At 54.3% G+C, this 24235-nt stretch carries 22 protein-coding genes; 7 read left to right on the top strand and 15 right to left on the bottom strand.

Going from position 1 to position 24235, the window contains the following annotated elements:
- Positions 1-42: 42 nt before the first annotated feature.
- Positions 43-1869: an ATP-dependent DNA helicase RecQ gene (recQ, locus tag H4F65_RS19690; protein WP_010284890.1), complete on the bottom strand. Its 1827-nt coding sequence runs from the start codon at positions 1867-1869 to the stop codon at positions 43-45.
- Between the two features lie 148 nt (positions 1870-2017).
- The gene (pldA, locus tag H4F65_RS19685; protein ID WP_010284892.1) at positions 2018-2890 is read right to left on the bottom strand and encodes a phospholipase A; all 873 of its coding nucleotides are present in this window, start codon (positions 2888-2890) and stop codon (positions 2018-2020) included.
- 269 nt (positions 2891-3159) lie between these two features.
- On the opposite strand from pldA, the gene H4F65_RS19680 reads away from it, so the two are divergent.
- Positions 3160-3648, top strand: a complete 489-nt coding sequence (locus H4F65_RS19680; RefSeq protein WP_010284896.1) for a thioesterase family protein — start codon at positions 3160-3162, stop codon at positions 3646-3648.
- A 102-nt stretch (positions 3649-3750) separates the two neighbouring features.
- On the top strand, positions 3751-4680 hold the full coding sequence (gene rarD / locus H4F65_RS19675; RefSeq protein ID WP_010284900.1) for an EamA family transporter RarD: 930 nt from the start codon (positions 3751-3753) through the stop codon (positions 4678-4680).
- Here the strand turns inward: rarD and H4F65_RS19670 are convergent.
- The 10 genes from H4F65_RS19670 to lptM form a co-directional block, all read right to left on the bottom strand.
- On the bottom strand, positions 4646-5704 hold the full coding sequence (locus tag H4F65_RS19670) for an AbrB family transcriptional regulator (protein ID WP_039311610.1): 1059 nt from the start codon (positions 5702-5704) through the stop codon (positions 4646-4648). The genes rarD and H4F65_RS19670 overlap by 35 nt on opposite strands.
- Positions 5705-5892: 188 nt before the next feature.
- The gene (corA, locus tag H4F65_RS19665) at positions 5893-6843 is read right to left on the bottom strand and encodes a magnesium/cobalt transporter CorA (RefSeq protein WP_010284904.1); all 951 of its coding nucleotides are present in this window, start codon (positions 6841-6843) and stop codon (positions 5893-5895) included.
- A gap of 166 nt (positions 6844-7009) precedes the next feature.
- The gene (gene ysgD / locus H4F65_RS22170) at positions 7010-7066 is read right to left on the bottom strand and encodes a YsgD/CorL family protein (protein WP_349814568.1); all 57 of its coding nucleotides are present in this window, start codon (positions 7064-7066) and stop codon (positions 7010-7012) included.
- A 187-nt stretch (positions 7067-7253) separates the two neighbouring features.
- Positions 7254-8000, bottom strand: coding sequence for a cyclase family protein (locus H4F65_RS19660; RefSeq protein ID WP_010284906.1), 747 nt, complete (start codon positions 7998-8000; stop codon positions 7254-7256).
- Positions 8001-8144: 144 nt separating this feature from the next.
- Positions 8145-10307: a DNA helicase II gene (gene uvrD, locus H4F65_RS19655; protein WP_010284910.1), complete on the bottom strand. Its 2163-nt coding sequence runs from the start codon at positions 10305-10307 to the stop codon at positions 8145-8147.
- An 80-nt stretch (positions 10308-10387) separates the two neighbouring features.
- Positions 10388-11104, bottom strand: coding sequence for a 5-amino-6-(5-phospho-D-ribitylamino)uracil phosphatase YigB (gene yigB, locus H4F65_RS19650; RefSeq protein ID WP_010284912.1), 717 nt, complete (start codon positions 11102-11104; stop codon positions 10388-10390).
- On the bottom strand, positions 11104-12039 hold the full coding sequence (gene xerC / locus H4F65_RS19645) for a tyrosine recombinase XerC (protein WP_010284917.1): 936 nt from the start codon (positions 12037-12039) through the stop codon (positions 11104-11106). Before xerC ends, yigB begins: the two co-directional genes overlap by 1 nt.
- The gene (locus H4F65_RS19640) at positions 12036-12740 is read right to left on the bottom strand and encodes a DUF484 domain-containing protein (RefSeq protein WP_010284919.1); all 705 of its coding nucleotides are present in this window, start codon (positions 12738-12740) and stop codon (positions 12036-12038) included. Before H4F65_RS19640 ends, xerC begins: the two co-directional genes overlap by 4 nt.
- Positions 12737-13561 carry a diaminopimelate epimerase gene (gene dapF, locus H4F65_RS19635; RefSeq protein WP_010284921.1) on the bottom strand — a complete coding sequence of 275 codons (825 nt, stop codon included), beginning with the start codon at positions 13559-13561 and terminating at the stop codon, positions 12737-12739. Before dapF ends, H4F65_RS19640 begins: the two co-directional genes overlap by 4 nt.
- Positions 13562-13638: 77 nt before the next feature.
- Complete coding sequence (gene lptM / locus H4F65_RS19630) at positions 13639-13824, bottom strand: LPS translocon maturation chaperone LptM (protein WP_010284923.1); 186 nt, start codon at positions 13822-13824, stop codon at positions 13639-13641.
- A 59-nt stretch (positions 13825-13883) separates the two neighbouring features.
- Between lptM and cyaY the strand changes: the two genes are divergently transcribed.
- Positions 13884-14204: an iron donor protein CyaY gene (cyaY, locus tag H4F65_RS19625; RefSeq protein WP_010284924.1), complete on the top strand. Its 321-nt coding sequence runs from the start codon at positions 13884-13886 to the stop codon at positions 14202-14204.
- Between the two features lie 34 nt (positions 14205-14238).
- Here cyaY and H4F65_RS19620 read toward each other — a convergent pair whose 3' ends face one another.
- Both H4F65_RS19620 and H4F65_RS19615 read right to left on the bottom strand, forming a co-directional pair.
- Complete coding sequence (locus H4F65_RS19620; RefSeq protein WP_010284925.1) at positions 14239-15411, bottom strand: MFS transporter; 1173 nt, start codon at positions 15409-15411, stop codon at positions 14239-14241.
- Positions 15412-15457: 46 nt separating this feature from the next.
- Entirely contained in the window at positions 15458-18016 is a 2559-nt protein-coding gene (locus tag H4F65_RS19615; protein WP_010284927.1) for a class I adenylate cyclase, read from the bottom strand.
- Between the two features lie 337 nt (positions 18017-18353).
- Here H4F65_RS19615 and hemC point away from each other — a divergent pair, with 337 nt between their 5' ends.
- The 4 genes from hemC to hemY are packed head-to-tail and all read left to right on the top strand — an operon-like array spanning position 18354 to position 22382.
- Positions 18354-19295 carry a hydroxymethylbilane synthase gene (gene hemC / locus H4F65_RS19610; protein WP_010284931.1) on the top strand — a complete coding sequence of 314 codons (942 nt, stop codon included), beginning with the start codon at positions 18354-18356 and terminating at the stop codon, positions 19293-19295.
- Positions 19292-20032, top strand: coding sequence for a uroporphyrinogen-III synthase (hemD, locus tag H4F65_RS19605; RefSeq protein WP_010284932.1), 741 nt, complete (start codon positions 19292-19294; stop codon positions 20030-20032). Before hemC ends, hemD begins: the two co-directional genes overlap by 4 nt.
- A 23-nt stretch (positions 20033-20055) precedes the next feature.
- The gene (gene hemX / locus H4F65_RS19600; RefSeq protein WP_010284933.1) at positions 20056-21186 is read left to right on the top strand and encodes a uroporphyrinogen-III C-methyltransferase; all 1131 of its coding nucleotides are present in this window, start codon (positions 20056-20058) and stop codon (positions 21184-21186) included.
- A 2-nt stretch (positions 21187-21188) separates the two neighbouring features.
- Positions 21189-22382: a protoheme IX biogenesis protein HemY gene (gene hemY, locus H4F65_RS19595; RefSeq protein ID WP_039311631.1), complete on the top strand. Its 1194-nt coding sequence runs from the start codon at positions 21189-21191 to the stop codon at positions 22380-22382.
- Positions 22383-23064: 682 nt separating this feature from the next.
- Here the strand turns inward: hemY and H4F65_RS19590 are convergent.
- A complete protein-coding gene (locus H4F65_RS19590; protein WP_010284936.1) occupies positions 23065-24222 on the bottom strand; it encodes a M20 peptidase aminoacylase family protein in 1158 nt (385 codons plus the stop codon).
- Between the last annotated feature and the right edge of the window lie 13 nt (positions 24223-24235).

The following is a 24235-nucleotide window of genomic DNA, read 5'->3' as shown; positions in this document are numbered from 1 at the left end:
CTTGGTTTTCCTATTTTTAAATGCAATCAGATAAGGCGAGCGTTACTCGTCATCATTATCGACATGATCGCGAATCATGTTCATGAAAGGCGCACCGAAACGTTCGAGTTTACGGTGTCCAACCCCGTTGATATTCAGCAGCTCACCCGCGGTGATCGGCATCAGTTCAGCCATCTCCAACAACGTGGCATCGCTGAACACCACGTAAGGCGGAATATTGTCTTCATCCGCGATGGATTTACGCAGTTTGCGTAATTTGGCAAACAGCTTACGGTCGTAATTTCCACCGTACGATTTTTGATTGGCACGCGGTTTCAGGTTAATCACACGTGGCACGGCCAGCTGTAGCGGCATTTCTCCCCGCAACACAGGGCGTGCAGATTCGGTAAGCTGTACGGCGGAATGCATTGTGATGTTCTGGTTGAGCAAGCCCAGATGAATCAGCTGGCGCAGCACGCTGACCCAATGCTCCTGCGATTTATCTTTACCAATACCGTAAACCGGCAGCTTGTCATGGCCGAAATCACGGATACGCTGATTATTCGCCCCGCGCAGCACCTCGACGACATACCCTAAGCCAAAGCGCTGCCCAACTCGGTATACGCAGGAGAGCGCTTTTTGCGCTTCGACCAGCCCATCATAGCGCTTCGGCGGATCGAGACAAATATCGCAGTTGCCACAGGCCTCTTGGCGTCCTTCACCGAAATAGTTCAGCAACACCAGACGGCGACAGGTCTGCGCTTCGGCAAACGCCCCCATCGCATTCAGCTTATGACGCTCGATATCCAACTGCGGCCCAGCCGGTTTTTCTTCCAAGCAGCGGCGCAGCCACGCCATATCCGCCGGATCGTAGAACAGCGCAGCTTCGGCAGCGAGGCCATCACGCCCAGCTCGCCCCGTTTCCTGATAGTAGGATTCGATGTTACGCGGAATATCAAAATGCACCACGAACCGCACGTTAGGCTTGTTGATGCCCATACCAAACGCCACGGTCGCGACCACCACCTGGAGATCGTCACGCAGGAACGCTTCCTGCACCTGTGCACGCCGTTCGTTATCCAATCCAGCGTGATAAGCCCCTGCGCTCAGCCCACGAGCCTGTAACCGTGCGCAAATATCTTCCACGCGGGAGCGGCTGTTGCAGTAGATGATGCCACTTTTTCCACGCTGCCCCTGCACGAACATCCAGAGCTGGTCGAGCGGTTTGAACTTCTCCACCAGCGTGTAGCGAATGTTCGGACGGTCAAAGCTGCTGATCTGAATCAGCGGCGACTGAAGATCCAACAGACGAACGATATCGTTCCGCGTGGTCTCGTCAGCCGTAGCGGTCAGCGCAATAAAAGGAAGATGAGGGAAACGCTGTTTAATCTGCCCCAGCGCCCGGTATTCAGGGCGGAAATCGTGCCCCCATTGGGAAATACAGTGCGCTTCATCCACCGCGATCAGAGCGATCTGCCAGTGGGCGAGATGATCGAGGAAACTGTCCGTCGTCAGGCGTTCAGGCGCAATATAAAGCAGCTTGATCTGACCCGTACGACAACCGGCCATCACCTCAAGCTGCTGCTCACGCGTCTGCGTCGAATTAAGACAAGCTGCCGAAACACCGTAGGCCTGAAGCTGATCGACCTGATCTTTCATCAGTGAAATCAACGGGGACACCACCAGCGTCAGCCCGTCCATCACCAGCGCAGGGATTTGATAGCACAGCGATTTGCCGCCGCCTGTCGGCATGATAACCAGACAGTCCTGCCCACTGAGCGTCGCGCTGATAATTTCCTGCTGACCCGGTCGGAATTGCTGGTAGCCGAACGTGTCCCGCAGAACCTGAACCGCCAGCGCTTCCTTATTCAATACTTCCGCCGTAGACACGCCTTCCCCAATTCAATGAAATCAAACAGGCGCTATTTTCAGCGCCGTTGGGTAAAACTGCAATCGTTAGTTTGGTAAAACGACAAGGGTTAAAGCGGCAATCGCTAAAACTCCAGCCGCGAAAACCCAGGTTGCTAAAACACAGCTGTTAGAACATGTCGTTCAGCGTGACGCCAACGCCAAAGCGGGTCTGACGGTGGTTGTAGTCAATCAGGGATTCGCCGTAGCCGCTAAACACCTTGGTGTAGAAACGGACATGACGCGTCAGCGGGTAGCTCCAGCCCAGTTCACCGCCGCCGTAGCCGCTGTTCCAGTTATAGCGTCCTTCTGCGCTAAACACACTGTCGCCCCACACATAGCCGACGCGCAAGCGATAATGGCCCATGTATTTGATGATATCTGGATTGTCATCCTTGCTGTCAGAGAAACGCACCCACGGCTTCACATCAACCTGCCAGTTGCCGTTCTGCGCCATCAAGCGGGCATAGGCACGGTTCCAACTGCGCGACGTCGGTTCGGAACGGCCGTTAGACTGGTGATTAAAGCCCATTTCCACATCCCGCAGCGTCCAGCCCGCGAAGGTATAGTTCGTTGCCCAGCCCAAAAAGACCTGTGGCTCATAATCGGTTTCACGGAACGGAGAAGACTCACTCTTATTAGACAACTGCCACCATGAGCGCTGCGTATAGGACGCCCCCAGCAACGAGTTACCACCCAGAATGCCGCGCCAGATCGGGAACCCCAAACTCAACTGGTAATGCACTTCATCTTTACGTGCTTCATCGCCCCAGTTATAGCTCTGTATCGCCGTTTTATTGATGTTGCTGGTATAGGTATACAGTATGTAATTACTTTCATAAGGATAGAGGATAAACGGGGTATCGTGCTCTTGTAACAGACTGGCGATAATGCTGCCGCGTACCACCGGTTGATTTGGCGCAGGCTCGTTTACGTTTGTTGTTGTTTCAGCATGGGCCTGTGCCATCAGTAATGCTGCCAGTACGAGTACTATTTTACGCATTCATTTTCTCCGACATGTTTTTCTCCGGCATTCTTTTATCCAAATAAAATCTTTTATCTAAATAAACTCATTTATCTAAATAGTGATAAGCCTTCCCCACTCAAGCCCGCCATTCTACACAGTTCAGCGACGTTTGAATTATCGTTCTCCCGTTTCTCTACCTTTTCTGGAAAGAAACAAAATCAGCGCATAAAATAAACACTTGCACAACCTAAACGTATCAAATTAACTACATTTGACGAGTGCTTTTATTTGAGCGGGAAACAACCATGGCTGACATACCATCATTTCAGGGAACCACATTAACCAGAGATACCGTGCGCCAGCTTGTTGGCGAGATTTTCATTTACAAGATGCCATTCAACATCGAACTCGGCCTTGAACTACAGCAATTTGAAGCCGACAAAGCCGTCCTGACGTTCACCCGGCAAGATAAGCTCATCGGCAATGCAGCACAAAAAATCCTGCATGGCGGCGTGATTGCTGCCGGGCTGGACGTTGCCGCCGGATTAGTCTGCGTCGGCAACACGCTGCTGCGCCATGAGACGATCAGCGATCAGGAATTTCACCACCGCCTCGCCCGCATGGGAACAATTGATATGCGGGTAGATTATCTGCGTCCGGGCTATGGCGAGCACTTCACTATTACCAGCACGCTGCTGCGCGGCGGCAATAAAATCGCCGTCGCCCGTGCCGAATTGCATAACGAACGGGGTTCACATCTCGCCAGTGCCACCGCAACCTATATTGTCGGGTAGCCTTTCTCGTGGGCAAACAGGATTGTCATTAACACTTTACGTGAAAGCGCTCACAGTTTTGGGTAGACTTAGTGTTTTCCCGCCGTCCTTATCGAGTCACCCATGAACGCGCAACAAACCCGTGAGGGGATCTTTTTCGCCCTCGGTGCGTACTTTATTTGGGGAATTGCTCCCGTTTACTTCAAGCTGCTTGAGCACGTTCCACCCAATGAAATACTGACGCACCGTATTATCTGGTCATTCTTCTTTATGCTCATCCTGCTGACCATCGGCCGGAAATGGCGTCAGGTGAAACTTGCCTGCCGTAACGTCAATCATCTGTTTCTGTTGGCATTAACGGCGGTACTTATCGGCGGGAACTGGCTGTTGTACATCTGGGCGGTCAACAACCATCACATGCTGGAAGCCAGCCTGGGGTATTTCATCAACCCGCTGGTTAACGTCATGCTGGGCATGATCTTCCTTGGCGAACGCTTTCGCCGTCTGCAATGGCTGGCCGTGCTGCTCGCCGTGACTGGCGTACTGGTTCAGCTGTGGACATTCGGATCGCTGCCGGTTATCGCACTCGGACTGGCATTCAGCTTCGCGTTGTACGGTCTGCTGCGTAAGAAGATTGGTATCGACGGGCAAACTGGCATGCTGATCGAAACGCTGTGGCTGCTGCCGGTCGCGGTCATTTATCTGTTTTTTATTGCCGACACGCCAAGTAGCCATCTGACAGCCAATCCCTGGTCGCTGAACCTGCTGCTGCTCTCGGCGGGTATCGTCACTACGGTGCCACTGCTGTTTTTCACCGCCGCGGCGATGCGCCTGCGCCTGTCAACCCTCGGCTTCTTCCAGTATCTCGGCCCTACCATCATGTTCATACTGGCAGTGGTGTTCTACGGTGAAACATTCAGCAGCGACAAACTGATTACTTTCGCCTTCATCTGGGGTGCGCTGGCGCTGTTTATTCTGGATGCGCTTTATACGCAGCGTAAGCTACGCCGCACGCCAGCTACAGTTTCCCAGCCTCAACACGACGGGAAATAAAGCGCGATAAGATCGGGCTGAACAGCAGCGTCGAAAACAGCCGCAGCGTCTGCATGGCGATGACAAACGCCATATCGACCCGACTGCCTGCGGCAATAATCGCAATCGAATCCAGCCCGCCGGGGCTGGTCGCCAGAAAGGCGGTCAGCATATCCACCGGCATCATTTTCGTCACCATCCACGCCATTCCACCGCACAGCAACATCAATCCGACTATCGACGCCATCATGTGCGGCAGCGTGCGGATCGCCAGCAAAAAGATCGGGCGGGTGAAACATAAACCTACGCTCCAGCCGATAAAGGCATAGGCCAGCGCCAGCAGCCATTCTGGGGTTTGCAGATGCAAGGTGCCGCTGGCATGCAGCATCGAGCCAATAATCATCGGCCCTAACAGCGCCCCGGATGGAATGCGCAGGCGTCTTCCCAGCCAGGCGCTGCCAAACGCCACGCAAAGCGTCGCCAGAAAGCGCCAGTCCAGTGCGGGAAACCAGACCAGCATCGCGCTGTTTTCTGCCGCTTCGTCACCCAAACTCAGGCGCGCGACAAACGCCGCCGACGCAGTGACCATCAGCACGCGTAAATATTGCATGAAGGCGACCAGCCGCACATCCGCGCCAAACTCCCCGGCCATCGCGACCATTGCAGATGCCCCGCCCGGCGATGCGCCCCAGGTTCCGGTCGTGCCGGGCAGTTCGCTAAATTTGACCAGCAGCCAACCAGATAGCCCGCTGGCAACCAGCGTCGCCAGCAGAATGAACAGCACCAGCGGCCATTCACTCATCAGCGGTTTCAGGATAGAAAATGACAGGCTTTGTGCGACCAGACAGCCCAGAACGGCATTGCTGCCCGCAAAGCAGACGGGCGGGATGCGAATCGTCGCACCGTTTAACCCCATGACGACGCCGACCATCATCGGCCCCAGCAACAGCGCGGCGGGAACGTGGTAAATCTGTAGCCCAAACCCAAGGGATAATGAAACCGACAGCAATATTCCCCATTGCATCCAAGGAGACATCCCTTTCATGCACACGACCTGTTTTTAGTAATAGAAAGTAAGAACAGAAAGACTGTCCGCCATTCTAAACAAGATGGCCGGAGAATGAACAGACGCGGAAGAATAAACAGGAAGAGTGAGTCGGGGAACGATAAGTATAGACAAAGGCGTTTTAACGCGCCTGACGGTTAAACCCCATCAGGCGCATCGGTAAAAACTTACAGCCAGTTCTTACGTTTGAAATAGAGGTACGGTGCCAGTCCGGCGAGAATCATCAGCACAATCGCACCCGGATAGCCAAACGACCATCTCAACTCGGGCATAAACTCAAAGTTCATCCCGTAGCTGGATGCCACCAGCGTCGGCGGCAGGAACACCACGGAAACCACCGAGAAGATCTTGATAATCCGGCTCTGCTCGATATTGATGAAGCCCATCGCCGCCTGCATCAGGAAGTTAACCTTCTGGAACAGGGATTCGTTGTGCGGCAGCAGAGATTCGATATCGCGTAAAATTTCGCGCGCCTGCTCAAGCTGACCGGATGGCAAGCGGGCTTTACGCACCAGAAAGTTCAACGCGCGTTGGGTATCCATCAGACACAGGCGCACTTTCCAGCCCACGTCTTCCAGTTCCGCTAGCGTAGACAGCGCGTCGTCGTACTCTTCACCCTGACGCCCTTCCATAATGATGCGGCTCAGCGATTCCAGATCGCTGTAGATGTTCTCGATCTCGTCCGCCAGTTGCTCAATTTTGGTCTCAAAGAGGTCGAGCAGCAGTTCGTAAGCATTGCCGTCCACCAGCGTTTGGTTACGGGCACGCATGCGATACAGGCGGAATGCAGGCAGCTCACGCTCACGCAAAGTGTACAGACGACCATCGCGAATAGTAAACGCCACGGTCGAGTTACCGGCGTGATCGTCAGCATCTTCAAAAAAGAAAAAGGAGTGAATGTGCAGGCCGTCTTCATCTTCAAAAAAACGTGCCGACGCCTCAATGTCTTCCAGTTCCGGGCGGGTTGCCAGGCTTTGTCCCAGTTCGTTTTGTACTTTTTCACGCTCATCGTCTTCCGGTTCGATCAAATCGACCCAAACTGACGTGGTGAGATCATCGGAGTCATCCAGTTCCAGACGAGATAAACGGCAGTTATCCAGTTTAAATGCGCTCAGCATGGGCCATAGCTCCCCTTTCAGTAGCAGAGATGGACAACGCGATTGAAGCACAGAAACAAAGGTGAGGTGTCACCAGCAGGTTTCAGTCCGTTCGACGGATCTGACTCGTAGCGACAAAAACAGCGTCGCTGACAACCACGAAGGCTATCAGCAGAGGAAGATAGCCTTAGAAGTTGTACCTAATGAACAGGTTAGTGAGCCAGTATCGACTGGGTGTGTCCAAGGCGTTAGTCCTCCGAGAATAATGATGCGCGCATGTTACGCCGAGATGAAAAAGACTTCAACTTTAAAACCTCGGCTGAAACACGCTGTAAAAGATTGGTCAAATGGATAAGGTTTATTCAATAAGTTTGGCGCGGAAAAGGGTAAAAAGCGCAGTCCTCAGCGTAAAAAAGAACTGCGTTTATCGATTAAGCGTGGTCTGGTAAATAGGCGATAGCACGGACGGGGAAGCCGGGCGCACCAGCGAAATTAGGGTAGCTGACGTGAATATAAGCGCCGGTAGACGGTAACTGATGCAGGTTATTCAGGACCTCAACCTGCCAGGCATTTTGGTTCAGCACGAAGAACTCGCCAATCAACCCGTTGTTGCGACGGAAATCCGCGGCGGAATCCGTATCCAGCGTTTCATGCCCAACCGCGCTAATGCCGCGCTCTTCAAACAGGAATGTCAGCGCCTCAAGCGACCACCCAGGCGTATGGCTGTTGCCCTCTTCATCTTTATTGGCGAAGGCATCAAGATCAGGCCAGCGCGTGCTCCAGCCGCTGGCAAACGCGACAAAGCTGCCTGACGGGATTTCTCCGTGTTCACGCTCAAACGCCAGAATGTCGTCAACCGACAGGCGGTAATCGGGATCGTTCGCGACGGCGTCTTGCTTGTGGAGCACCACCAGCGGCAGCAATAGCTCTTTATTATCAATACGATCCAGATAACGCTTACCCGCGACAAAATGCCCCGGCGCATCAATATGCGTTCCCGTCTGCGTTGCAAACGTCACGGCCTGCGCATAGAACCCGTGATCTTCAACGTTGAATAAGGTCTTACGCTGCAACACACCTTCAAACGCGCTAAAAATAGGAATCGACTCCGTAATCGTATGCGTAAGATCGACCCATTTTTTCTTCTGCAACTCGGCAACAATCTGGTCTAGCGTCATGGGCATGCTCCTTTTTTATTGTGATACCACACATCCATGGATACGCGGCAAGTCACCTAGCATTGTCGAAAATGACGATAAAGACTAAGACAGGGTTTTTATAAGTTATATAACCCCGTCATACTTCAAACTGCATCGTGACGATCACACCGTTTCCAGTCTGGCATAAGCGGCGACCAGCCATTTAATGCCTTGCCCTTGAAACGCGACCTGAAGGCGGGCGTGATCGCCGCTGCCTTCCAGATTCACGATCGTACCTTCGCCGAATTTCGCATGGCGAACCCGCTGCCCTAATTTGTAGCCGCTGTCGTTTTGCGTTATCGGTGTGCCGAGGCGCTGATGATTAACCGGACGGGAGACGCTGGCGCGTAACCGCACTTCTTCAACACACTCTTCCGGCAGCTCGCCGACGAACCGGGAAGGCCGGTGATAGGCTTCTTTGCCGTATAAACGGCGGGATTCCGCGTAGGTTATCGTCAACTTTTCCATCGCGCGTGTGACGCCGACATAAGCCAGGCGACGCTCTTCTTCCAGACGTCCGCCTTCATCCAACGACATCTGGCTAGGGAACATCCCTTCTTCCATGCCGACGATAAACACCTGCGGGAACTCCAGCCCTTTCGCTGAGTGCAGCGTCATAAGCTGAACCGCATCCTGATTGGCGTCAGCCTGACCTTCGCCCGCTTCCAGCGCGGCATGCGACAGGAAAGCCTGAAGCGGCATCAAATCCTGATCTTCTTCCTGATAGCTGAACTGGCGCGTTGCCGTCACCAGTTCTTCCAGGTTTTCTACTCGCGCCTGCCCTTTCTCGCCTTTTTCCTGTTCGTACATGCTCCACAGGCCAGAATCCTTAATCGCCCGGTCGGTTTGAATATGCAGCGGCAGCTCAGAAGTTTCATAGGCCAATGCATCGATCAGTTCGATAAAGCGTTGCAGCGATGCCGCCGCCCGCCCAGCCAGCGCTTTTTCCTGCAACAGCGCCCGCGTGGATTGCCACAGCGTCAGTTGACGATCGCGCGCCGTCTGACGCACCACGTCCAGCGTGCGATCGCCAATGCCGCGCGTCGGCGTATTTACCACACGCTCGAACGCCGCATCATCGTTACGATTAGCGATCAGGCGCAGATAAGACAGTGCATCTTTAATTTCCTGACGTTCGAAGAAGCGCATGCCGCCGTAGATGCGGTACGGCATACTCTGCTGCAATAGCGCCTCTTCCAGTACGCGAGACTGGGCGTTGCTCCGATACAGAATGGCGTTATCTTTCAGCGCACCGCCATTTTCATGCCAGGTTTTAATCCGATTAACGACGTAGCGCGCCTCATCCAATTCGTTGAACGCGCAATACAGCGAGATAGGCTCGCCTTCTACGCCATCGGTCCACAGGTTTTTTCCAAGCCGCCCGCCGTTATGCGCGATCAGCGCATTCGCCGCTTTCAGGATATTGCTGGTCGAGCGATAGTTCTGCTCCAGACGGATCGTTTCTGCACCGGCGAAATCTTTCAGGAACAGCTGAATGTTTTCTACCTGCGCCCCGCGCCAGCCGTAAATCGACTGATCGTCATCCCCGACGATCATCACCTTGGCGCTGTCGCCCGCCAGCATACGGATCCAGGCGTACTGAATGCGGTTGGTATCCTGGAATTCGTCCACCAAAATGTTGGTAAAACGTTCGCGATAGTGGTTCAGCACATGCGGCTTGTTCAGCCACAGTTCGTGCGCACGCAGTAGCAGCTCGGCGAAATCCACCAGCCCGGCACGATCGCACGCTTCCTGATAGGCCTGATACACGCGCTGCCACGTTTGTTCGATAGGGTTGCCGTAGCTTTCAATGTGCTGCGGGCGCAGCCCTTCATCTTTCTTCCCATTGATGAACCACATCGCCTGACGCGGCGGCCACTGTTTCTCATCCAGGTTGAGAGCCCGAATCAGACGCTTCAGCAGACGCAGCTGATCTTCGCTGTCCAGAATCTGGAAATCCTGCGGCAGATTGGCATCCATATGGTGCGCACGCAGCAGGCGGTGTGCCAGCCCGTGGAAAGTACCAATCCACATGCCGCCCTGGCTGGTGCCGATCAGATGATCGATACGGTGGCGCATCTCCGCCGCCGCTTTGTTAGTAAACGTCACCGCCATGATGGAGTACGGCGAACAGTTTTCCACGGACAAGAGCCAGGCAATACGATGAACCAGTACCCGCGTTTTGCCGCTGCCTGCCCCCGCCAGCACCAATAAATTGCTGCGCGGCGCGGCTACCGCGTCACGCTGTTTGTCGTTGAGGCCATCGAGCAGATCAGAAACGTCCATAGGTACGGGTTATCCGGTGAGGGAAACACCGCATCGACAAGGGCGTTTCCACTGGTGATTTATACAGATTAATGCCGTGATTATAGCAATGCCGACAGCGATGCCAACCGCGAAATTTCAATATGCGGCAGCAGTCGGGCGTCGCCAATCTGCGTCAGGCTGCCTTCACGCAGGTTAATCCAGCAGGCCTGCATACCGCAGCGGATCGACCCCGCCACATCGGTCGTGAGATCGTCACCGACATGCAGAATCTCATGCACAGGCAAATTGAGCTTTTGCGCCGCCAGATGATACATGTCGTCAAACGGCTTGGCGCGACCATGCGGGCCTGCGCGCAGGATAAACGAAAAATAGCGATCGAGGCCAAAGCGGTGCGGCTCAGCGTTACCGTTGGTGATGGCGGCCAGCGGCACTTTCTCGGCTAATGCCGCTAACGTCTGGTGCGTTTCTTCGGTAATCGTAATCTGGCTGCGCCAGTGGGCAAAGTTTTCCATTGCCGCTTTTGCGCCATCCTTAGCCTCTGCCGCGCTCAGGCCGCGCTCTAACATCGCCAGTTCAGCCGCACGGCGACGCCATTCAGTCACGTCGTGATAGATGTCCGGCTCGCGCTCCAGCAAGGTCTGGCGTAAGTTCTGAAAGTCATCCGCCTGAAAATCACGAAGCGCCGGATGGTACTGTTGCAGAAAGCGGATTGACTCTTGCCCCGTGCGCCGAATGACGTCCGCGTTATCGTACAGCGTGTCATCCAGATCGAACGTGATCGCCCGGATCGGGCCAAGAGATCGGTAAAAATGCATCAGGGTTTCCCTCGTTTGGCGCGTGGATGCGCGGCATCGTACACGGAGGCTAAATGTTGAAAATCAAGATGGGTGTAAATCTGCGTCGTGGTCAGGTTAGCGTGGCCAAGCAGCTCTTGTACCGCGCGTAAATCACCGCTGGATTCCAGCATGTGCGTCGCAAAGGAGTGACGCAGCTTGTGCGGATGAACATGACTATTGATGCCCTGCTTAATCCCCCATTCGGCAAAACGCTTCTGCACGTTGCGCATCGAAATGCGTCGTCCCTGATTGGAGATAAACACGGCATCATCCTGTGGGCCAAACAGCTCACGCAGCGCCATCCAGCGTTCTAGCCAGGTTACCGCCGTTTTTCCTATCGGCAATTTGCGCTCTTTACTGCCTTTCCCCATGACCCAAACTTCACCGCTGGCCAAATCAATATGCTGATAATCCATGCCGACCAGCTCAGCCAGACGCAGCCCCGCGCCGTACATCACTTCCAGCATCGTGCGGTCGCGCACCGCAAGGGGATCGTCCAAATCGATCTCCAGCAGGCGATTCGTCTCATCCACATCCATATTCTTGGGTAATGGACGCCCGGCTCGCGGTGCTGAGACCCCTTTAGCAGGGTTTGCCACCAGCACGCCGCGTGACACCATCCAATCGAGAAAACTGCGCAGTGCCGATAAACGGAGCGCCAGGCTACTGGAATGCAGCCCATCGCGCTTACTGCGGGACACCACGGAACGCACGCCAGAGGCGTCCAGATTGCGCCAGTCAGCCACACCCGCCGCGGAGAGTATCGTGATAACCGCAGACAGTTGACGCAAATAGCTGGTCTGCGTCAGCGGGCTTAGCTGACGCTCTACTTTCAGATAGCGCAGGAACGCGTCAACATCAGCTTGTAACGGCGAAGAGGAAGGAGTCTCCGATGGCGCAGGCTGCCGGCTCATGCCCGCTCAACCCAGCGCGCCAACATCGCTGGCAGCATCATGGCCATTTGCTGAAGCAGCACGGTTCCCATGCCATCCTGATAATGGTGGCTGTCGCGGCTGCTGAAAATCAGCACGCCCAAATCGTGATGATTTCCCATAAGCGATAGCGCGACCGACCCAACCTGTCTGGCCTGTGGCAGCAGAAGCAACAGTTCCGGCCCGTTCAGACTGCCAAGATAGTGGTTATGTTGTCCGAAGCGCTGAATGCGCAGCGGCTCAAAGGTGGAGCGGTTTAGCCCAAGGTGGGTAAAACCAGAAGGCGCGCCAAGGCGCCATTTATCATTAAACAGACGAACCGTTGCGCCCGCCAGACCAAGCTGACGCGCCCAGCGCTGCAAGCGATCCAACATGTCCGTCAGGCTATCCGCCGACGCCAATTCAGTTTGTAACCCAAGCAGGCGATTGAACAGCACTTCGTTCGCCCCCGCCTGTTCCATCAACAGCGTGATTTCTTCCTCAAGCTGAGTAATGTGGTTACGCTGACGTGCCAGCTGCCATTCCACCAGCGACACGGTTCCCCTGACGGGGTGAGGAATGCGCATCTGCTCGACGGGACGCGCATTGCGGATAAAAAAATCGGGATTCTGTTGCAGGAACTGCAAAACCATCTCGTCACTGAGTGCGATCTCGCGCTCTGCCTGTTCCTCGACATTCTTCATAAATGAATAAATCCATCGTAGACATGCGTTGCAGGCCCGGTCATGAATAACGGATGCCCCGGCCCATCCCACTGGATATCCAACTCCCCGCCCGGCAGCGATACGCGAACGCTCGCGGACAATAATCCCTGCTGGATCCCTACCGCCACAGCAGCGCACGCGCCGCTACCGCACGCCTGCGTTTCTCCCGCACCGCGTTCGTACACCCGCAGACGGACAGCGTGGCTATCAACCACTTGCATAAAACCGATGTTGGCACGCTCGGGAAAACGCTCGTGGCTTTCCAACAGCGGCCCCAGCGTGTCCACCTTCGCCGTTTCCACATCCTCAACCTGAATCACACAATGCGGGTTGCCCATCGACACCACGCCACACAGCACCGTATGTTCGTCGGCACGCATGATGTAGGTTTTCTCCGCTTTGACCGCGCGGAAAGGCACCTGTTGCGGCTCGAAATTGGGTTCGCCCATATTGACGCGTACCAGTTCGTCATCGGTCACCGACAGCACCATCCGGCCTGTCTGCGTACTGACGGCAATATCACGCTTGTTGGTCAACCCTTTCAGGCGAACAAAACGAGCAAAGCAGCGCGCGCCATTGCCGCACTGCGCGACTTCGCTGCCATCCGCGTTAAAAATGCGGTAATGGAAATCCAGCTCAGGATCGTAGGGCGGCTCGACGACCAGCAATTGGTCGAACCCTACACCACAGTGTCGATCCGCCAAACGGCGAATCAATTCGGGTGAAAAATAAACGTTTTGCGTAACGGCATCAACAACCATGAAATCGTTGCCTAACCCGTGCATCTTAGCGAACTGCATTATCCTGACTCCCCCGCTTGCTTAACCGGGCGCGATAAACATCTACGTGACCTGTTATTTATTATTACCGTCACGCATTAAGGACGTACTGACGCTTTCTTTTGCGGCGGCTGGTTCTCATTTGGCTGAGTCGTTGACGCACCAGATTTGCCATCGGCAGGCATATAAAGCGGCCCTTTCAGACCACAACCGAATAAACTCACTACGGCTAACACCAGAAAAAGCTGGCGAAATACGTTCTTCATCACGTTAAGACCTGTCATTAATACTCGTATGCTCTCTATAATCGCAGGTGGATCATGAAAATCAATAGGAATCGAAAATGAACGATAGCGAGTTCCACCAATTAGCCGACGAACTCATGCTTCAGTTGGAAGAAACGCTGGATCGGTTTGAGGGTGATGCCGACATCGATTACGAAACTAACGGCGGCGTGATGACGCTGAGCTTTGAGAACGGCAGCAAAATCGTGATCAATCGGCAGGAACCGCTACACCAAATCTGGCTGGCGACCAAAACGGGCGGTTACCACTTCAACCGTCAGGCGGAACGCTGGGTATGCGATCGCAGCGGTGAAGATTTTATCGCGCTGCTGTCAGCAGCCTGCTCGGATCAGGCAGGGGAAACCGTTCACTTCGGGTAACCGCCTTTTCAACGATCTCGCGGCGCTCCACCGCTCAGCGCCGTCCCAAAATGATCAACCCCAGAACCAGCAACAACAGCATGCCGATACCCACCATATTGACCAGCGGCCAACCGCTGGTTAGCGCCATCAGGCTACCGGCAGATAACGAAGCCAGCGCGTTAGGCACGTAAATCACCAGCGAGTTAATCCCCTGCAAACGGGATTTATGCACTGAATGGGTAAACGCGTTCAGCATGAATGTCCCGCCGTTGAACATAAACGCCCACCCGACGCCGAACAGCATCAGCGCAAAAAGGAAGTGCCAGAACGTCAAACCGCTTAGCGCGACCGCTACCCCGACAACGTTACACACCATGCCAATCACCACGACCTGAATCGGCGTCAGTCGCTTCGCCAGCAGCACTAACAGCAGCGCGGGCGCATACATCGCCACAAAGTGCCACTGCAACACCGTCGCACTGTGGCTGACGGAAAAGTGGTGCTGGTGCATCGCCAACGGCACGGAATTCATTAATAGCGTCATCACCACAAACCCGACAGAACAGCTTGCCGTTCCCAGCACAAATGCCCGACTTTTCAGGATTGACGCCAGCGGTTCACTACGCTGAGTACTGACCGTGGCAACGGACATCGGAGGCAGTTTCAGGCCAAGCAACAGCAGAGACGTGATAACACAGATGCAGGCCGCGGCGATAAAGCTGCCGAGAAACGGGTACGACGCCCAGAGCTGAGAAGACTGGCTGGCCGCGAACGGGCCGAGAAAACCGCCGAGGATACCGCCGCTGATCACCCACGAAATAGCACGATTTTTCTGCTGATTGTCGGTAAAAATTTCAGCCGCAGCGAAGCGATAATACTGATTGAAGGCGCAGGACATCCCCAGCACAAACGTCGAAAATACAAAGAGGGAGAAGCTGTGTAGCAGAATCGCCAGCGCCGCCAACAGCGCGCCTACCAGCCCCAGCAGCGTGCCGATGATGAACGCATTGCGCCTGCCATATTTCGTCATCAGCGACGAAACGGTATAGATCATGAGCGCCGCACCGCATACCGTCGCGGTAATCGGCAGCGTGGTCAACAGCGGAACCGGCGTCATTAATACGCCAACCAACGTAGAACAGAGCGTCATCAGGGAAATAATACTGCCGGTCAGCCCTTGTCCGAGTGCCAGCAGTATCAGGTTTCGGCGTTGCAACGAATCCATCAATACATCCCTTTCTGAATACGCTGAAAGCCAAGTGGTCAGAACGTTATAGAATCTGTAGCCGCTGCTTCATCGTCGTCACCTCATCATCCACTGCGGGTGTAATGCACAGATGAGAAAGTGCGCTGCTGCGGAACGGGATCACCTGCGTGCGACCGTCCAGCTGTACGATTTGGTAGAACTGCGGCAGGTTGAAATTGATAAAGCTGGAGCCGTAGGTAAAGCGATCGTGCGAAGACGAATAGAAGCGGCTGACATCACGCACCAGCTCCTCTTTACTGCCCTCACAATGGTGATACACCTCGACGCGATTCGATTCATCCAGAATATAAATATTAAAGCCCTGATTTTCCGTCAGATCTTCAAAGAAGAATTGGATGATCCCTTCGCTGGCGACGCCATCGACCACCGGAGGTAAATGCACATGGTTGGTTTCAACCTGAACCGGCTGACCTTGCAGTTTGTTGTTGGAAATCGCGCCATAAAACTCGACCGCATTTTCCAGCTTCTGCACCGATACACTCAGCCGCTCGAAGAACAAGCCCCAGGTTTGCCCCGCCACTTTCACCGCTTTAAAACGCCCTGGCTCTTGCTGACGCGTACTGGTCAGGCGCAGCTCAATGCATTCGGACACCAACTGCTGCACGCGGGTACGAATCAGCCCGCGCAGGTGCTGGCTGTAGCAGAAGACTTCCAGCGATTCCGGCAGCGCCGCATCCTGATGCATTTTGCCCAGAATGGTTTTCAGCGCTTCCAACACCGCCTGTTCGCCGCTGAAATGCAGCGTACGTACTTCGTTCCACGAGTTGCGATACAGCAGGTCGATACTGCCAACCAGACACTGCTGCTGCTGGCCGAAGCTAAAGACATCCAGATGACGGAAGTCGAAATGCACCACCTGATTGCGGAAGGCCGCCGTCGGATCGTGTTCCAGATTGACGATAATCGCCAGATGACGAATTTCACACGGGCTGTACAGCGCCTTTGGTGTGGGGGCAGGCAGACGCAGCGGGAAGTGGCTGGCTACGTCGTCCACCAATGCTTGCAGGCGCGTGATGTCGCACAGCTCGTTACCTTTAATATACAGGCGCGTGCTTGGCGTCAGCAGGCCATTAAAATACGCCCACGCCACCAGTTTGTTCAGATAGCGGTTATATTCCAGCGGCTGATGGCTGACGATCGCATCCATCGACGGTGCCTGATTGTACAGGTACCAGCCAGAACGGTTCGCGCGACCTGCCGGAACATAGATAAAGGTTAAATTCGGCTCCGACAAATCGGGCGAAATTTGTGGGTTCAGCAGGGTAACTTTACCCGGCAGCGCTTCAAACGCAGCGTACAGTTTACGGGTCAACACACCGATATCCTGCGGGCTGGCGCTGACGCTCAGATTATTGCGGCGGGCGAAGCGAATCAGGTTGCGATAGGTCTGCATCATCGCATCCAACAGCTCATTATGTGCTTCGCGTACCTGTTCGATTTTCCAGTTAGCGCGGTTATCCAGCATCGCCAGATGTTTGTCGCTCCATCCCCATTCTTGCACCAGTTGGCTCAGAATCTGACGACGCCAGCCGACACAGGCTTTTTCTCTGGAGAGCTTTTCACAGACTTTTAAGTAGAAACATCGACGCGCCAGATCGAGACGCGTGGGATCGTTGATCGCCGTCAGATAGTGCGTCACGCGATCCAACATCATGCAGTAAGGATCAAGCCCGAAAGAGACGATCTCGCCGTCATGCAGACGTTTTTTAATTTCAGTCGACAGCAGGCTTGTGTCCGGGTATTCCCAGGAATAGGCTTCCAACAGCAGCGTCTTCAGTACGGCTTTATAGGGGGAATCGATGCTTTTATAGAGCTGCCAGAGACTCGCGCCGAAATACTCTTCCGCCGACAACGTGCTCAGGCCGCCTAAATCCATCCACTCGTTAGGAGCCAGCGCTCCTTGCGAGTAGAGCGACAGCACATACTCGTCGTAGTGAGATTCTTCCTCGACCGGCACCATGTTCCACAGAATACGTTTACCCGCCATACGCACGGCGGTGCGGTAGAATTCGTCGAGTAATAGGATGTGCTGCATGGTGCCGCAGTCTTCGCCGCTCAGGCTACCGCTTTCATTGTGGCGGAAACGGCTTTCATCCATCAGGAAGAAGCTGACCTCAGCGCCCTGCGCCGCAGCCCACTGCTCAAGCAGCGTACATTTCTTCTGTAGGAGTTGGCGTTCTTCGCTATCCAGCCAGGATTGGTGGCACACCCAGATATCGAGATCGGAGCTACAGCTCTGCCCGATAGACGAGGTGCTTCCCATTGAATAGATGCCCGTGATCGGCAGTTCACCCTGCGGATGAGAACAGTCAAATTGACCCCAGCGCAACGCGATGCCATCAAGGTACTGTTGCTGCTTTTCATCAGGCGTGTGAGTGCAGATACCGTGAGGCACCTTGCCTTCAAGGTAGCCGGGCATCAACGGGTGATGATGATGTAATAAAATGGGCAGAAGACTGTAAACCTGCTGAAAAGCGGGTTTCATTGCTCCCAGAGCACGGTCAACACGCAGTTGGTTGATCGCATCCAGTCTTTGCTTCAAAGTCTCGATGTAGAAGTACAAGACGTTTCGCCTGATTTATCCCAGTGCCTAGAAAAACCCCGTGTTCCAAATCCGCATGATGAATTAGAAGAATGTTTATGTTTAGCGAATTATTGCTGGAAACGTGATCAATTTAACACCTTGCTGATTGGGCGTAAAGAAAGTAAAGAAAGTTAGACTTATCTATCTTGCTTTATTACGAATTTACCTACCCGACTGCATCAGCACGGCTTCCTATCTATGTATGCGGCACCCGAATTTCAGACCGTTTTAAAAGGCGCACCGCTAATGCCCACAACCTGACACCAACGCACCATCAATGATACGATGGCGGAAAATGATAAAAACGGTATCAAGCATGTTAGCCAATATTATTAGAATTGCCACCCGACAAAGCCCGCTCGCCCTGTGGCAAGCACGATATGTTCAGCAGTGTCTGAACCACCTCTACCCGGATTTACACGTGGAGCTGGTGCCGATGGTCACCCGCGGCGACATCATTCTCGATACGCCACTGGCAAAGGTCGGCGGTAAAGGATTGTTTGTTAAAGAACTGGAATTGGCGCTGCTTGAAGGGCGCGCCGATATTGCCGTCCACTCCATGAAAGATGTCCCTGTCGAATTCCCAGACGGCCTCGGTCTGACCACCATTTGCGAGCGCGACGACCCACGCGACGCTTTTGTTTCCAATCATTACGACAGCCTCGATCAATTACCGCAAGGCAGCTGTGTCGGCACCTCCAGCCTGCGCCGTCAGTGCCAGCTGCGCGCACGACGTCCCGATCTGGTGATTCGAGATTTGCGCGGTAATGTCGGCACACGCCTGTCAAAACTGGATAACGGCGAGTATGACGCCATTATTCTTGCGGTCGCGGGCCTGAAACGTCTCGGCCTTGAAGCGCGCATCCGCTGTGCGTTAAGCCCGGAAGAGTCTCTGCCAGCCGTTGGACAAGGCGCTATCGGCATCGAATGCCGTTTGGATGACGAACATGTCCGTCACCTTCTTGCCCCGCTCAATCACCCCGCTACCGCGGCCCGCGTACTGGCTGAACGCGCCATGAATGTACGCCTTGAAGGTGGCTGTCAGGTGCCGATTGGCAGCTACGCTGAACTGGAAGGCGATACGCTGTGGCTACGTGCGTTGGTCGGCGCGCCGGACGGCAGCCAAATGATTGTCGGTGAACGCAAAGGAAACGTCTCCGATGCCGAACAACTCGGGATTGCACTGGCTGAAGAGCTGTTAGCCAAAGGGGCCAGCGCCATCCTTCAAGCCGTTTATCAAGGGTCAAGCTCATCATGACGATTCTGGTTACCCGTCCGTCACCAACTGGCGAACAACTGGTGACCCGTTTAAGAAAGCTCGGCTATAACGCCTGGCACAGCCCGCTGATCGAGTTTTCCCCCGGACGAGAACTCGCCAGCCTGCCTGCCTTATTACAGGCACTGAGCGCCGACGATTTGGTGTTTGCGCTCTCACAACACGCCATTCATTACGCCGATCCGATGCTGGTACGTACGGGCATCAGTTGGCCTGCCCATCTCGCTTATTACGCCATCGGCCGTACCACCGCGCTGGCGCTGCATAAAATCAGTGCACACCCGGTAACCTATCCACCTGAGCGCGAAACCAGCGAAACGCTCCTGCAACTTCCTGACCTGCAAGATGTTTCCGGTAAACGCGCATTATTGCTGCGCGGCAACGGCGGCAGGGAATTGCTGGGAGAAACGCTAACCGAACGCGGCGCACAGGTAACCTACTGTGAATGTTATCAGCGCAGAGACGTTCACTATGACGGGCTAGAGCAAAGCCGCCATTGGCAACAAATAGGCATCGACAAACTGGTGATCACCAGCGGAGAAATGCTACAACGGATCTATACTTTAGTACCTGATTACTATCGGGCTTCCTGGTTACTCGGCTGCTGGCTGATCGTCGTCAGCGAACGGCTGGCTGAACAGGCACGTCAGCTTGGCTGGCGTGATATCCGAGTGGCTGATAACGCCGATAACGATGCGCTCGTGCGCGCACTACAATAAACCTGATCATGGGATGTACCATTATGACGGAACACAATACCCCCACAGCTCCATCCGACGAGGTTGCTGAACGGGTTGAACCCGCGCATCAGCAGCAGGATCCCGCACCGCAGCCCAAACGTAGCGGTGCCGTGCTGGGGGCGATCGCAATTGTTATTGCGTTAGCCATAGGCGCGGGCTTGTATTACCACGGCCACCAGCAGGCGCAGAAAGAAACTGCCGCGCTTCAACGTCTGGAAGCGCAGTTCAACACCTTGCAGCAGCAGCATAAGCAAGAGCAGCAGCAGTGGCTGGACGCTCAACAGCAGCAAAGCAAAGCGCAGGACACGGCCGCACAGCGTCTTGAGGCGCTAACGCGTCAGTCAGACGAGCTGCGCGATAAGCTGGCGGCGCTTTCCAGTCATGACACCAATACCTGGCTGATTGCTCAGGCAGATTTTCTGGTGAAACTGGCAGGACGCAAGCTGTGGAGCGACAAAGACGTCACCACCGCAGGCGCGTTGCTGAAAAGCGCGGACGCCAGCCTGGCAGAAATGAACGATCCCAGCCTGATAGAAATCCGCCGCGCGCTGACCAACGATATCGGTGCGCTGGCAGGCGTAAGTCAGGTCGATTTTGATGGCATCATCCTGAAAGTCAATCAGCTCACCGATCAGTTGGATAACTTGCAGCTCGCCGACAACAACACCGATGAAGCGCCGATGGACGCCAACACCACAGAGCTGTCCGCCTCCTTGAACGAGTGGCGACAAAATCTGAGCAAGAGCTGGCACAATTTCCTGGCTGATTTTATCACCATTCGCCGCCGCGACAGCGCCGCCGAACCGCTGCTGGCACCGAATCAGGATGTGTATCTGCGCGAGAATATCCGCTCACGTCTACTGGTTGCCGCACAGGCCATTCCTCGCCACCAGAATGAAGTGTACAAACAGTCGCTGGAAACGGCAGCAACCTGGGTTCGCGCCTACTTCGATACCACCGACCCCACGACGCAGGCTTTTTTAGATCAGCTCGATGCCTTAAGTCAGCAGTCGGTTTCACTGGATGTCCCAACGGAGCTACAAAGTCAGGCGCTGTTGGAAAAACTGATGCAAACGCGCGTTCGTAACCTACTGGCTCAGGCACCAGCGCCAGCCACACAGCAAGGGGAATGAGCATGCTAAAAGTCTTATTGCTGTTCCTGATCCTGATCGCAGGCGTGGTGATCGGCCCGATCGTCGCGGGTCACCAAGGCTACGTCCTGATCCAAACGGATAACTATGACATTCAAACCAGCGTGACCGGTCTGGTCATTATGCTGATACTGTTCTTTCTCGCCTTTTTGGCAGTGGAATGGGTGCTCCGCCGGATCTTTCGTACCGGATCCCGCACGCGCGGCTGGTTCCTCGGCCGCAAACGCACTCGCGCCAGAAAACAAACCAAAGCCGCGCTGCTCAAGCTGGCCGAGGGGGATTATTTACAGGTAGAGAAACTGCTGACGCGCAATGCCGACCATGCCGAGCAGCCCGTGGTTAACTACCTACTGGCAGCAGAAGCCGCTCAGCAGCGCGGCGACGAATTCCGCACCAAGCAATATCTGGAACGTGCTGCCGAGGTTGCAGACACCGATCAGCTTCCGGTGGATATTACGCGCGTGCGTATTCAGCTAGCGCGTAATGAAGATCATGCCGCACGTCACGGCGTCGACAAACTGCTGGAAGTCGCGCCCCGCCACCCTGAGGTGCTGCGTTTAGCGGAGCAGGCTTTCCTGCGTACTCACGCTTATAGCGCGCTGCTGGATATTCTGCCTGCGATGCGCAAGATCAACCTGTACCCTGAACAACGTTTGCTGGATCTACAGCAGCAGGCCTATATCGGCCTGATGAATCAGGCAATGGCGGATGGCGGCAGCGAAGGGCTGAAGTCATGGTGGAATAATCAGAGTCGCAAAGTACGCCATGAGATACCGCTTCAAGTCGCGATGGCTGAGCATCTGATCGAGTGTGACGATCATGATACCGCTCAGAAGATCATTCTCGACGGTCTCAAGCGCCAGTATGACGAACGTTTGATCCTGCTAATGCCACGCCTCAAAGCCGGAAACCCAGAACAGCTGGAAAAAGTGCTGCACCAGTACATCAAGCAACATGGGGCGACGCCGCTGTTGAGCAGCACGTTAGGTCAATTGCTGATGAAACACGGCGAATGGCAGCAGGCCAGCGATGCTTTCCGCACCGCTCTGGAGCTCCGCCCAGACGCGTATGATTATGCCTGGCGCGCCGACGCACTCGATCGGTTGCGTCTGCCGGATGAAGCGGCTCAAATGCGGCGCGAAGGGCTACTACTCACGCTACAGCAGCCTGCCGACTAACCGCTACGCAGCTCCTTTCATAAGGCTCCTTTTGGAGCCTTATTCTTTTGTGTGACCCGTCCTGCATAGCGCGACAGAAGGCCGTTACCGAACATTTTCCTCAGACGAAAAAAAACGCTTACCGATAAACGGTAAGCGTTGAAAATATCAGGTCTGTCAGACAACAGAATGGTGCCTCACTCAACGTTATGTCCGGAAGGCCCGATGGAGACTTGCATCTTCATCTGGAGTTGGACGATAGGCACCTCAAATTGGCTCTGCGTCATTCCCAGGATTATGAAGCCGAAGCAAGCATAGAAGGTGGAATGAGCATCTACACGCTTATTTAAGCATAAATTATGCCAACATGCATAATTTTATTAACTCAGCCTCACAAAATAGAGGTAAATATCTAATAATAAATGCTATTTTTATTTATCCATTGTGAGCGAAGCTAAGACACAATGAGCGACAAAAACGAGATCGCGCTCACAAAACCTGTCGCCATTCAGAGACGATTTTGTCACGTAAAATATTAACCATTAATAATCAATGAATTAAATGTCTCTTTTTTGAGACAGCAGAACCCCTAGAGTGTCGTGTTTTTCCGACAGCCCTATCAAAGCTGCTGATTCAATTTAGAAAAAGGGAAATATCCGCGCCGGGAAACCGACGCGGACAGAACTGACTTAATGAGAGGAGACTAGCGGGAGGATAACTGCTCTAAACTCTGCTTCGCCACCTGATACAGATAGTGTGCGGTCGGGAACAGTGCGCTGTCATCAACGCGGAATTTCGGGTGGTGCAGCGCATACGGCCCGCCGGAACCGACCATCATGAACGTACCCGGTAATTTTTGTTGATAGAACGCGAAATCTTCACCAATCGGGCTGGCTTCCACGCGACGCGCTTCAAACCCTTCGTCACTCGCCACATTCAGCGCAAACTCAACCCACTCTGGCGTGTTGATCACCGATGGTGGCCCCGCGTGCCACAGGAACTCAATTTCCGCACCAAAGGTGCTGGCGATACCTGCAACGATCTGACGGAAACGCTGTTCAATCAAATCACGCGCGTCCTGATTAAACGTTCTGACCGTGCCTTCAACGTAGGCCGTGTCTGGGATAACGTTCCAGGTGCTGCCGCTATGAACCTGAGTAATCGACACCACCGCATTATTATCGGACGATACCGTGCGGCTGATGATTGTCTGTACGGCAGAAATCAGCTGACCCAGAATGATAATCGGATCGTTGCCTTCATGCGGCTTCGCAGCGTGACAGCCTTTCGCTGCGATCTTGATCTCAAAGCGGTCAACACCCGCCGTCAATGCGCCGTCTTTCCCGCCGATGACGCCAACAGGCAGCGTCGGATCGTTGTGAATGCCGAAAATCGCTACCGCATTGTCCAACGCACCAACGGCGATGACTTCCGGTGCGCCCAGCCCGGTCTCTTCAGCGGCCTGGAACAAAATTCGCACGGTGCCTTTCAGCTCCGGCTCGATTTTTTTCAGCAGAATCGCCGCGCCAAGTGCAGCGGAAGAGTGAAAATCATGACCGCAGGCGTGCATCACGCCTTTGTTGAGCGACGTAAATTCTACGCCAGACTCTTCTTCAATCGGCAGAGCATCGATATCAGAACGTACCACGACCAGTGGGCCATCCTGAAGGCCGCCGACTTCAGCAACCAGACCGGTTTTCAGCGGTAGGTCGAGGATGCGAATCCCCTCTTTTTCCAATACCGTACGAATCTTCTTCGTGGTTTCGAACTCCTGATTCGACAGTTCAGGATTACGGTGTAAATCGTGGCGAAACGCCTGAATAAACTGAGCCAGAGGCTCATGCTGAGGTGCTGTTCTCATGAATACTTGCTCC

Source organism: Pectobacterium brasiliense, from assembly GCF_016950255.1.
GTDB lineage: Bacteria > Pseudomonadota > Gammaproteobacteria > Enterobacterales > Enterobacteriaceae > Pectobacterium > Pectobacterium brasiliense.
The sequence above is the reverse complement of the archived record's forward strand: the minus strand, read 5'-3'. Positions and strand labels throughout refer to the sequence as shown.

What these genes read in the sequence shown, in the direction of transcription:
- pldA (WP_010284892.1), bottom strand. Translation starts at nt 2,890, where the DNA reads ATGCGTAAAATAGTACTCGTACTGGCAGCATTACTGATGGCACAGGCC.
- H4F65_RS19680 (WP_010284896.1), top strand. Translation starts at nt 3,160, where the DNA reads ATGGCTGACATACCATCATTTCAGGGAACCACATTAACCAGAGATACC.
- rarD (WP_010284900.1), top strand. Translation starts at nt 3,751, where the DNA reads ATGAACGCGCAACAAACCCGTGAGGGGATCTTTTTCGCCCTCGGTGCG.
- H4F65_RS19670 (WP_039311610.1), bottom strand. Translation starts at nt 5,704, where the DNA reads ATGAAAGGGATGTCTCCTTGGATGCAATGGGGAATATTGCTGTCGGTT.
- corA (WP_010284904.1), bottom strand. Translation starts at nt 6,843, where the DNA reads ATGCTGAGCGCATTTAAACTGGATAACTGCCGTTTATCTCGTCTGGAA.
- H4F65_RS19660 (WP_010284906.1), bottom strand. Translation starts at nt 8,000, where the DNA reads ATGACGCTAGACCAGATTGTTGCCGAGTTGCAGAAGAAAAAATGGGTC.
- uvrD (WP_010284910.1), bottom strand. Translation starts at nt 10,307, where the DNA reads ATGGACGTTTCTGATCTGCTCGATGGCCTCAACGACAAACAGCGTGAC.
- yigB (WP_010284912.1), bottom strand. Translation starts at nt 11,104, where the DNA reads ATGCATTTTTACCGATCTCTTGGCCCGATCCGGGCGATCACGTTCGAT.
- xerC (WP_010284917.1), bottom strand. Translation starts at nt 12,039, where the DNA reads ATGAGCCGGCAGCCTGCGCCATCGGAGACTCCTTCCTCTTCGCCGTTA.
- H4F65_RS19640 (WP_010284919.1), bottom strand. Translation starts at nt 12,740, where the DNA reads ATGAAGAATGTCGAGGAACAGGCAGAGCGCGAGATCGCACTCAGTGAC.
- dapF (WP_010284921.1), bottom strand. Translation starts at nt 13,561, where the DNA reads ATGCAGTTCGCTAAGATGCACGGGTTAGGCAACGATTTCATGGTTGTT.
- lptM (WP_010284923.1), bottom strand. Translation starts at nt 13,824, where the DNA reads ATGACAGGTCTTAACGTGATGAAGAACGTATTTCGCCAGCTTTTTCTG.
- cyaY (WP_010284924.1), top strand. Translation starts at nt 13,884, where the DNA reads ATGAACGATAGCGAGTTCCACCAATTAGCCGACGAACTCATGCTTCAG.
- H4F65_RS19620 (WP_010284925.1), bottom strand. Translation starts at nt 15,411, where the DNA reads ATGGATTCGTTGCAACGCCGAAACCTGATACTGCTGGCACTCGGACAA.
- hemC (WP_010284931.1), top strand. Translation starts at nt 18,354, where the DNA reads ATGTTAGCCAATATTATTAGAATTGCCACCCGACAAAGCCCGCTCGCC.
- hemD (WP_010284932.1), top strand. Translation starts at nt 19,292, where the DNA reads ATGACGATTCTGGTTACCCGTCCGTCACCAACTGGCGAACAACTGGTG.
- hemX (WP_010284933.1), top strand. Translation starts at nt 20,056, where the DNA reads ATGACGGAACACAATACCCCCACAGCTCCATCCGACGAGGTTGCTGAA.
- hemY (WP_039311631.1), top strand. Translation starts at nt 21,189, where the DNA reads ATGCTAAAAGTCTTATTGCTGTTCCTGATCCTGATCGCAGGCGTGGTG.
- H4F65_RS19590 (WP_010284936.1), bottom strand. Translation starts at nt 24,222, where the DNA reads ATGAGAACAGCACCTCAGCATGAGCCTCTGGCTCAGTTTATTCAGGCG.